This is a genomic window from Gryllotalpicola sp. CP2-P1, from assembly GCF_057512245.1.
On the sequence record NZ_JBLRDT010000008.1, the window covers coordinates 20998 to 29948 of the forward strand.

The following is an 8951-nucleotide window of genomic DNA, read 5'->3' on the forward strand; positions in this document are numbered from 1 at the left end:
CAGAAGAAGCTACCTAATCGCCGGGGGTGCCCCGTGCCAGATCGGCTGTTCTTAATGCGGCCGTTACATCTGCCGCGTCAGAGGACGTCGGTCGAGCCCTGCAGCTTCAGCGCGTCGACGACGGACTTCACGCGCTGCGCGTTCTCGGTCGTCGTCACGAGCAGCGCATCCGGGGTGTCGACCACGACGATGTCCTTGACCCCGATCAGGCTGATGATGCGCTTCGACTGGCTCACCACGATGCCGCTCGACGCGTCGGCGAGAACGCGGGCGTCTTCGCCGAGGATCGCCAGCTCGGCCTTGCGGCCGCCGGAGTTCACCTTGGCCAGCGAGGCGAAGTCGCCGACGTCGTCCCAGCGGAACTGCCCGGGGACGACCGCCATGCGGCCCTGCGCGGCGGCCGGCTCGGCGACCGAGTAGTCGATGGCGACCTTCTCGAGCCGCGGCCAGATGCGGTCGACGGCGGGGCCGCGCTTGCTCGGCTCGTCCCAGACGGACGCCAGGTCGAGGATCTGGCGGTGCAGCTGCGGCTTGGTCTTCGCGAGCTCGTCGAGCAGCACGTCGGCGCGCGAGACGAACATGCTCGCGTTCCACAGGTAGCCGCCGTCGCGCAGGTAGCCGCGGGCCGTCGTCAGATCGGGCTTCTCGACGAACGACTCGACGGCACGGCCGCTCGGGGCCCCCTCGACGCCGAGCGGTGCGCCCTGCTTGATGTAGCCGAAGCCGACGGCGGGCTCGGTCGGGCGGATGCCGACGGTCGCGATGTAGCCGGCGTCCGCGACCCGCACGGCCTCGCGCACGGCGCTCTCGAACAGGTTCAGCTGGCTGATGATGTGGTCGGCGGCGAAGGAGCCGATGATGACGTCGGGCTCGCGGCGGTGCAGGATCGCCGCGGCCAGGCAGATCGCGACCGTCGAGTCGCGGGGGTCGGCCTCGAGCACGATGTTGGCGTCGGCCAGGTCGGGCAGCTGCTCTTCGACGGCGCCGCGGTGCGCGCGGCCCGTGACCACCATGATCCGATCCGTGCCGCTGAGCGGGACGAGCCGGTCCCACGTGTCGCGCAGCAGGCTGTGCCCGCTGCCGCTCAGGTCGTGCAGGAATTTCGGCGCCTCGGCCCGCGACAGCGGCCAGAGCCGGGAGCCCACCCCGCCGGCCGGGATCACGGCGTGGAAACGAGACAGGGCATCGCTGGTGCTGGCCATGACGCATAAGCCTAGAGGGCGCTCCTGCGCCGTCGAAGTTACACCGGTGTGCTTCCGCGGTTCACAGCAGGTTCACCGCGCCGCCACGATGCCTTCTTAACTTCAGCACCATGCGGGTAGCTGTGGTCAGCGAGAGCTTTCTTCCCACGGTCAACGGCGTCACGACGAGTGTGTGCCGGATCCTCGAGCAGCTCGCGGCAGCCGGGCACGAGGCGATGGTGATCAGCCCGGCGACGCCCAAGGTGCCGCCCGAATACGCCGGATTCCCCGTGCACACCGTGCCCGCGATGGCCTACCGCCAGTTCCCCGTCGGCCTGCCGAACCCGCAGGTGGCGCGCCTGCTCGCCGACTTCCGTCCCGACGTGCTGCACGCGGCGAGCCCGTTCCTGCTGGGCGCGCAGGCCATCGCGGCCGCGAACCGGCTGGGCGTGGCATCCGTCGCCATCTATCAGACGGATGTCGCGGGCTTCGCGCGCCGCAATCGACTCGGTCTCGCCCAGGGCGCCGTCTGGCGCCTGCTCAAGTGGGTGCACGAGGGTGCGACGCTCACGCTCGCGCCGTCGACCTCGTCGCTCGCCGACCTCGAGGCGGCCGGCTTCGAGCGGCTCGGCCGCTGGGGCCGCGGCGTCGACCTCGAGCGCTACCACCCGAACAACCGCGGCTCGGCGCTCGCCAGGCGCTACCGCGAGTTCCTCTCCCCCGGCGGCGAGGTCGTCGTGGGCTACATCGGGCGCATCGCCCCCGAGAAGCAGGTCGAGCGGCTGCGCTGCCTGCGCGGCATCCCCGGCATGCGCCTGGCCGTCGTCGGCGACGGCCCCGCCATGCCTGCCGTGCAGAGGGCCCTGCGCCCGCTGCCCGTGACCTATCTCGGCCGGCTCGCCGGCGACGAGCTCGCGGCCGCCTACGCCGCGCTCGACGTGTTCGTGCACACCGGCGAGGAGGAGACCTTCGGCCAGACCGTGCAGGAGGCGCACGCGTCGGGCCTGCCGGTCGTCGCCCCGGCCGCGGGCGGCCCGCTCGATCTCGTCGAGTACGGCGCCGACGGCTTCCTGTTCCGCGACGACCACGAGCTGCGGAACCAGGTGCGGGCCCTCGTCGGGGACGGCGCGCTGAGGGGGCGCCTCGGCGAGGCCGGGCGCCGCGCGGTGCTCGGGCGCTCGTGGGCGGACCTCTGCGGCGAGCTGTTCGCGCACTACGAGGCGGCACGCGCGCAGGTGCGTCGGCCCGCGCAGGTCCCCGCATAGGCGCCGGGGGTACCCTCAAGGGTTGGCGAGGGCGGATGCCCGAGCCGTCCGTGCGTCCCGGGGAGGTGTATCGCTCATGGCTCAGCGCAGACTCCGTGTCCTGCCGTCGATGCCGTTCGTAGGTCGTCGGAACGCGGCGTCGAGTCCGTCGGCGCCGAGCACGGCGCCCACTCCCCCCAGGCCCGGGCGGCGCACCATCGTCGACTCGGCGATCTATCAGGGCGGCATCCGCGTCGCCTCGCCCACTTCGCTCGCCGAGACGTTCCGCGCGCTGCACGACACTCCGGGCGGGATGGCGTGGATCGGGCTGTACCGGCCGTCGCAGGCCGAGATCCACTCGCTCGCCGAGGAGTTCGACCTGCACGAGCTCGCCGTCGAGGACGCGATCTCGGCGCATCAGCGCCCCAAGCTCGAGCGCTACGACGACACGCTCTTCGTGGTGCTGCGGGCCGCCGACTACCTTGACGTGCCCGAAGAGGTCGCCTTCGGCGAGCTGCACCTGTTCGTCGGCCAGAACTTCGTCATCACGGTGCGCCACAGCGAGTCGCCCGACCTCTCGCACGTGCGCCGCCGCATGGAGGCCGACCCCGAGCTGCTCGCCATGGGAACGCAGGCGGTGCTGTTCGCGATCATCGACACGGTCGTCGACGAGTACGCGCCCGTCGTCGCCGGCCTCGCCAACGACATCGACGAGATCGAGAGCCAGGTGTTCGACAGCCAGGACGCCCAGGTCTCGCGGCGCATCTACGAGCTCTCGAGCGAGGTGATCGACTTCCAGCGGGCGATCCATCCGCTCGCGACGGTCGTGGACAACCTGCAGGCGGGTGCCGAGAAGTACCACGTCAACGAGGAGCTGCAGCGCAACCTGCGCGACGTCGCCGACCACCTCACGGTCGTCAACGAGCGCGTCGACGGATTCCGCTCGATGCTGCGCGACATCCTCACGGTGAACGCGACGCTCGTGAGCGAGCGGCAGAACGCGCGCATGCAGGCGCTCTCAGAGCTCAGCCACCAGCAGGGCGAGGACACGAAGAGGATCTCCGCGTGGGCGGCGATCCTGTTCGCGCCGACCCTCATCGCGAGCATCTACGGCATGAACTTCACGGACATGCCCGAGCTGCACTGGGTGCTCGGCTACCCGTTCGCGGTGTTCCTGATGTTCGTTCTGGGCTTCGGTCTGTATTTCTGGTTCCGGCGCCGCAACTGGCTCTGATCGGGCCCGATTTGTCTTGACGTCGAGACAAATTAGGGTGGCCTTAGTGACGGTCGCCGGGACGCGCGCCCTAGACTGATGCCGCAAGAGACGGATGCACCGCAGCACCCGTTCGCACCGCCAGGGAGGGTTGTCCGTGTCAAGCCAGACGATCGAAGCCCCCACGCCGAGGCCCTCTCGGCTGGGTGGAACGCTGTATCGGGGCCGCGAGGGCATGTGGTCCTGGGTGCTGCACCGCATCACCGGCGTCGCGATCTTCTTCTTCCTGCTGGTGCACGTGCTCGACTCGGTCGTGCTGAACATCTCGCCAGAGGCATACAACGCCGTCATCGGCACCTACAAGAACCCGCTGCTCGGGCTCGGCGAGGCGGCGCTCGTCGCCGCCATCTGCTTCCACGCGGTCAACGGCCTGCGCATCATCGCGGTCGACCTGTGGACCTGGGCGACCCGCCACCAGCGCCTGCTGTTCTGGATCGTCGTCGCGATCTGGGTGGTCCTCATGGCCGGGTTCCTGCCGATCCAGCTGCACAACGTCTTCACGGAGCCGAGCCACTCATGACGACCATCGACGCGCCCCGCGCCCCCCAGACCCCCGCTCAGCGGAAGAAGAGCCGCACCAATTGGGAGAAGTGGGGCTGGATGTACATGCGGATCTCGGGCGTCGTGCTCGTGGTCCTGATCTTCGGCCACCTCTTCGTCAACCTCGTGCAGGGCGACGGCATCAAGGCCGTCGACTGGGCGTTCGTCGCCGGCAAGTGGGCCTCGCCGTTCTGGCGCATCTGGGACGGCCTGATGCTGTGGCTCGCTCTCATCCACGGCGGCAACGGCATGCGCACGCTCGTGAACGACTACGCGCACAACCAGACGATCAACCGGGTGCTCAAGTGGGGCATCCTGCTCGCCGTCATCATTCTGCTGATCCTCGGCACCTACACGGTCACGGCCTTCGACCCGTGCCCGACCGACCCCAGCCTGAGCTTCTGCAAGTAGAGAACCGAACAGAGAACGAGAACGTGACCGACCCACACGCCCCCGAGGCACAGGCCGCCGTCGTCGACGGAGTCCACCACCACCAGTTCGACATCGTGATCATCGGCGCAGGAGGCGCCGGCATGCGTGCCGCGATCGCCGCGGCCGAGGAAGCGCAGGGCACCTCCGTGAGCGTCGGCGTGATCACCAAGCTCTACCCCACGCGCTCGCACACGGGCGCCGCCCAGGGCGGCATGGCCGCGGCCCTCGCGAACGTCGAAGAGGACAACGCCGAGTGGCACACCTACGACACGATCAAGGGCGGCGACTACCTGGTCGACCAGGATGCCGCGCAGATCCTCGCCAAGGAGGCCATCGACGCGGTCATCGACCTCGAGAACATGGGCCTGCCCTTCAACCGCACCCCAGAGGGCAAGATCGACCAGCGCCGCTTCGGCGGCCACACCCGCGACCACGGCAAGGCCCCGGTGCGCCGCGCGTGCTACGCCGCCGACCGCACAGGCCACATGATCCTGCAGACGCTGTTCCAGAACTGCGTCAAGCTCGGCGTCAACTTCTTCAACGAGTACTACGCCCTCGACCTGCTCTACACCGAGGGCAAGGTCTCGGGCGTCGTCGCCTACGAGCTCGCCTCCGGCCAGCTTCACGTCTTCCAGGCCAAGGCCGTGATCTTCGCCACGGGTGGCTTCGGCAAGATGTTCAAGACCACGTCGAACGCGCACACCCTGACCGGCGACGGCGTCGGCATGATCTGGCGCCGCGGCCTGCCCCTCGAGGACATGGAGTTCTTCCAGTTCCACCCGACCGGCCTGGCCGGCCTCGGCATCCTGCTCACCGAGGGCGCGCGCGGTGAGGGCGCGATCCTGCGCAACGCGAGCGGCGAGCGCTTCATGGAGCGCTACGCGCCGACCATCAAGGACCTCGCGCCGCGCGACATCGTCGCCCGCTGCATGGTGCAGGAGGTGCGCGAGGGGCGCGGCGCCGGCCCGAACAAGGACTACGTGCTGCTCGACTGCACCCACCTCGGCGCCGAGGTGCTCGAGACGAAGCTGCCCGACATCACCGAGTTCGCGCGCCTGTACCTCGGCATCGACCCCGTCGTCGAGCCCGTGCCCGTGATGCCGACCGCCCACTACGCGATGGGCGGGATCCCGACCAACACCGACGCCGAGGTGCTGCTCGACAACACGACGCCGGTGCCCGGCCTGTATGCCGCGGGCGAGTGCGCCTGCGTCTCGGTGCACGGCTCGAACCGCCTCGGCACCAACTCGCTGCTCGACATCAACGTCTTCGGCAAGCGCGCCGGCCAGAACGCCGTCGCGTACGTGCAGGGCGTCGACTTCACGCCGCTTCCCGACGACCCGGCGAAGGGCGTGCGCACGCTCGTCGAGCAGGTCAGGGGCGCGAGCGGCAGCGAGAGCATCGCGACCCTGCGCAAGACCCTGCAGGAGAACATGGACGACAAGGCGCAGGTCTACCGCACGGCGGACTCGCTGCGCGAGATGCTGCACATCATCCACGACCTGCGCCAGCGCTACAAGAACATCGGCATCCACGACCGCGGCTCGCGCTTCAACACCGACCTGCTCGAGGCGATCGAGCTCGGCTTCCTGCTCGACCTCGCCGAGGTCGTCGTCTACTCGGCGATGAACCGCGAGGAGTCCCGCGGCGGCCACATGCGCGAGGACTTCCAGAAGCGCGACGACGAGAACTGGATGAAGCACACGATGGCCTACCTGACGGGCGACGCGACGTCGCCCGACCCGGAGGACCACATCAAGCTCGACTACAAGCCGGTGGTCTTCGTGAAGGGCGACGACGGCGAGCTGCTGTACCCGCCGATGGAGAGGAAGTACTGATGTCGACTGCAACGGACACGATCAACGACGGTGCCGCCCCCGCCAGCGCGGCGCCGGCCATCGACGTCATCCTGGCCACCGTCATCATCCGCCGCTACGACCCCGAGGTCGACAGCGAGCCGCGCTGGGTCGACTACGACGTCGAGGTCTACTCGACCGACCGCGTGCTCGACGTGCTGCACAAGATCAAGTGGGAGCAGGACGGGTCGCTCTCGTTCCGGCGCTCGTGCGCCCACGGCGTCTGCGGCTCCGACGCGATGCGCATCAACGGGCGCAACCGCCTGGCGTGCAAGACCCTGATGAAGGACCTCGACCTGTCGAAGCCCGTCTACGTCGAGGCGATCAAGGGCCTTCCCCTCGAGAAGGACCTGATCGTCAACATGGACCCGTTCTTCGAGTCCTTCCGCGAGGTCCAGCCGTTCCTGCAGTCGCACCAGCCGACCCACGAGGGCAAGGAGCGCCTGCAGTCCCCCGAAGACCGCGAGCGCTTCGACGACACCACCAAGTGCATCCTGTGCGCGGCATGCACCTCGTCGTGCCCCGTGTTCTGGACCGATGGCCAGTACTTCGGCCCGGCCGCGATCGTCAACGCGCACCGCTTCATCTTCGACTCCCGCGACGACGAGTCGCAGGTGCGCCTCGACATCCTGAACGACAAGGAGGGCGTGTGGCGCTGCCGCACGACCTTCAACTGCACCGAGGCGTGCCCCCGCGGCATCCAGATCACCCAGGCGATCGCCGAGGTGAAGCAGGCCGTGATCCGCGGCCGCCGCTAGGCGCCACCCCAGTCGTCGCCACTTTCTGCCGCCTCGATCGCGAGGATGCCGCAGAAGGTGGCGACGATTTCGCTGTGCCCCTACGCTCAGGCCATGGCGCTCATTTCGTCCGGCTTCCTGGGCCGACGCCGCAGCGATCCGTCGCTGCCACCCGGTCAGTACCTGACCGAGTCCTTCCCCGTGCTCTCGGCCGGCCCCACGCCCCGCGTCAGCACCGATCAGTGGACGTTCACCCTGGATCTCGGCCGCGGCGAGAAGAAGGTCTGGGACTGGGCGGAGTTCATGGCGCTTCCCCAGCAGGAGGTGACGACCGACATCCACTGCGTCACGAGCTGGTCGAAGCTCGGCACCACCTGGCGCGGCGTGGCGATCGACACGCTCTTCGAAGGCGTCGATCACGAGTTCCAGTACACGATGGCGCACTCCTACGGCGGGTACACGACGAACGTGCCGCTCGCCGACCTGCTCGGCGGAAAGGCCTGGGTCGCGTGGGAGTTCGACGGCGAGCCGCTGGCGCCCGAGCACGGCGGCCCCGCCCGGCTGCTCGTGCCGCACCTGTACTTCTGGAAGTCCGCGAAGTGGGTGAGCGGCCTCGAGCTGATCCCGAACGACCAGCCCGGGTTCTGGGAGTCCAACGGGTATCACCTGCGGGGCGACCCCTGGCTCGAGCAGCGCTACTGGTGAGCGACGCGAGCGCCGCCACCGACGCGCAGCATCGCGCGGCGAACACGTGGCGGGTCGCCGAGGTGATCGCCGCGCGATTCGAGACGGATGCCGCGCGCACCCTGCGGTTGCGCGCGCCGGGCCTCGGCTCCGAGCTCGCTGGGCAGCACATCGACGTCCGCCTCACCGCCCCCGACGGGTACACCGCCCAGCGCTCGTACTCGCTCGCGAGCGCCGAGGGCGGCGATGAGGCAGAGATCACCGTCGAGGAGCTCGCGGACGGCGAGGTGAGCCCCTACCTCGTGCGCGGCGTGCAGCTCGGCGAGCAGCTCGAGGTGCGCGGCCCCGTCGGCGGCTGGTTCGTGTGGCACCCCGAGGACGAGTCGCCCGTGGTGCTGATCGCCGGCGGCTCGGGCGTCGTGCCGCTCATGGCGATGGCCCGCCGGCACAGACTCCTGCGCAGCCGGGTGCCCTTCACGCTGCTCTATTCGGTCCGCTCCCCCGACCGCGTGATCTACCGCGACGAGCTGCACGAGCTCGCGGCCGACGCCGAGGCGCCGTTCGAGCTGATGCTGTTCTACACGCGGGAAGCGCCGCCCGAGGTGACCCGGCCGCCCGGTCGCCTCACCCGCGACGAGGTCGCGATGGCGGCGATGGACGAGAACGTGCGCTTCTTCATCTGCGGCCCCACCGCCTTCGTCGAAACCGTCGCCAACCGGCTGATCGACGACGGATTCGACCCCGACCGCATCAAGACGGAGCGCTTCGGAGGCTGAGGGGCGCCAGGCGCCAGGGGCGCCAGCGGTCCCGGTCGTCACGAAAGCGGCTCAGCGGCGCGTGCGGACCGCCTTCGTGACGACCGCGCGCGCGTCGGCGGCCGATCGCTGCGCGAGCGCCAGCGCGGCGAGCTCGCGCGCCTCGGCGAGCGTGTGCCGCAGAAGCTCGGCCCGCACCTCGCCGAGCAGTGCGGGCGACATCGAGAGCTCCGTCGCCCCGAGCCCGAG

General features: G+C 69.6%; 9 protein-coding genes. 8 read left to right on the plus strand and 1 reads right to left on the minus strand.

Annotated elements, in window-relative coordinates:
- Nucleotides 1–77 precede the first annotated feature (77 nt).
- Entirely contained in the window at nt 78–1202 is a 1125-nt protein-coding gene (locus tag ACM2XV_RS01465) for a mannose-1-phosphate guanylyltransferase (protein WP_487025751.1), read from the minus strand.
- 110 nt (nt 1203–1312) lie between these two features.
- On the opposite strand from ACM2XV_RS01465, the gene ACM2XV_RS01470 reads away from it, so the two are divergent.
- From ACM2XV_RS01470 to ACM2XV_RS01505, 8 genes are all read left to right on the plus strand, one after another.
- Complete coding sequence (locus ACM2XV_RS01470; protein ID WP_487025752.1) at nt 1313–2446, plus strand: glycosyltransferase family 4 protein; 1134 nt, start codon at nt 1313–1315, stop codon at nt 2444–2446.
- Nucleotides 2447–2522: 76 nt separating this feature from the next.
- Complete coding sequence (locus ACM2XV_RS01475) at nt 2523–3659, plus strand: magnesium and cobalt transport protein CorA (protein ID WP_344775224.1); 1137 nt, start codon at nt 2523–2525, stop codon at nt 3657–3659.
- A 136-nt stretch (nt 3660–3795) separates the two neighbouring features.
- Nucleotides 3796–4218, plus strand: a complete 423-nt coding sequence (gene sdhC / locus ACM2XV_RS01480; protein WP_344775226.1) for a succinate dehydrogenase, cytochrome b556 subunit — start codon at nt 3796–3798, stop codon at nt 4216–4218.
- Nucleotides 4215–4649, plus strand: a complete 435-nt coding sequence (locus ACM2XV_RS01485; RefSeq protein ID WP_344775228.1) for a succinate dehydrogenase hydrophobic membrane anchor subunit — start codon at nt 4215–4217, stop codon at nt 4647–4649. Before sdhC ends, ACM2XV_RS01485 begins: the two co-directional genes overlap by 4 nt.
- 23 nt (nt 4650–4672) lie before the next feature.
- Nucleotides 4673–6508 carry a succinate dehydrogenase flavoprotein subunit gene (gene sdhA / locus ACM2XV_RS01490; RefSeq protein ID WP_487025753.1) on the plus strand — a complete coding sequence of 612 codons (1836 nt, stop codon included), beginning with the start codon at nt 4673–4675 and terminating at the stop codon, nt 6506–6508.
- Nucleotides 6508–7284 (plus strand): succinate dehydrogenase iron-sulfur subunit, encoded by a 777-nt coding sequence (locus ACM2XV_RS01495; RefSeq protein ID WP_344775232.1) that lies wholly within the window; start codon nt 6508–6510, stop codon nt 7282–7284. Before sdhA ends, ACM2XV_RS01495 begins: the two co-directional genes overlap by 1 nt.
- Before the next feature lie 93 nt (nt 7285–7377).
- Nucleotides 7378–7968, plus strand: a complete 591-nt coding sequence (locus ACM2XV_RS01500) for a sulfite oxidase-like oxidoreductase (protein WP_487025754.1) — start codon at nt 7378–7380, stop codon at nt 7966–7968.
- Nucleotides 7965–8723, plus strand: a complete 759-nt coding sequence (locus ACM2XV_RS01505; protein WP_344775236.1) for a ferredoxin reductase — start codon at nt 7965–7967, stop codon at nt 8721–8723. Before ACM2XV_RS01500 ends, ACM2XV_RS01505 begins: the two co-directional genes overlap by 4 nt.
- Nucleotides 8724–8951 lie beyond the last annotated feature (228 nt).

Coding starts and splice junctions, on each gene's coding strand:
- ACM2XV_RS01500 (WP_487025754.1), top strand. CDS start 7,378: ATGGCGCTCATTTCGTCCGGCTTCCTGGGCCGACGCCGCAGCGATCCG.
- ACM2XV_RS01470 (WP_487025752.1), top strand. CDS start 1,313: ATGCGGGTAGCTGTGGTCAGCGAGAGCTTTCTTCCCACGGTCAACGGC.
- ACM2XV_RS01465 (WP_487025751.1), bottom strand. CDS start 1,202: ATGGCCAGCACCAGCGATGCCCTGTCTCGTTTCCACGCCGTGATCCCG.
- ACM2XV_RS01495 (WP_344775232.1), top strand. CDS start 6,508: ATGTCGACTGCAACGGACACGATCAACGACGGTGCCGCCCCCGCCAGC.
- ACM2XV_RS01485 (WP_344775228.1), top strand. CDS start 4,215: ATGACGACCATCGACGCGCCCCGCGCCCCCCAGACCCCCGCTCAGCGG.
- ACM2XV_RS01475 (WP_344775224.1), top strand. CDS start 2,523: ATGGCTCAGCGCAGACTCCGTGTCCTGCCGTCGATGCCGTTCGTAGGT.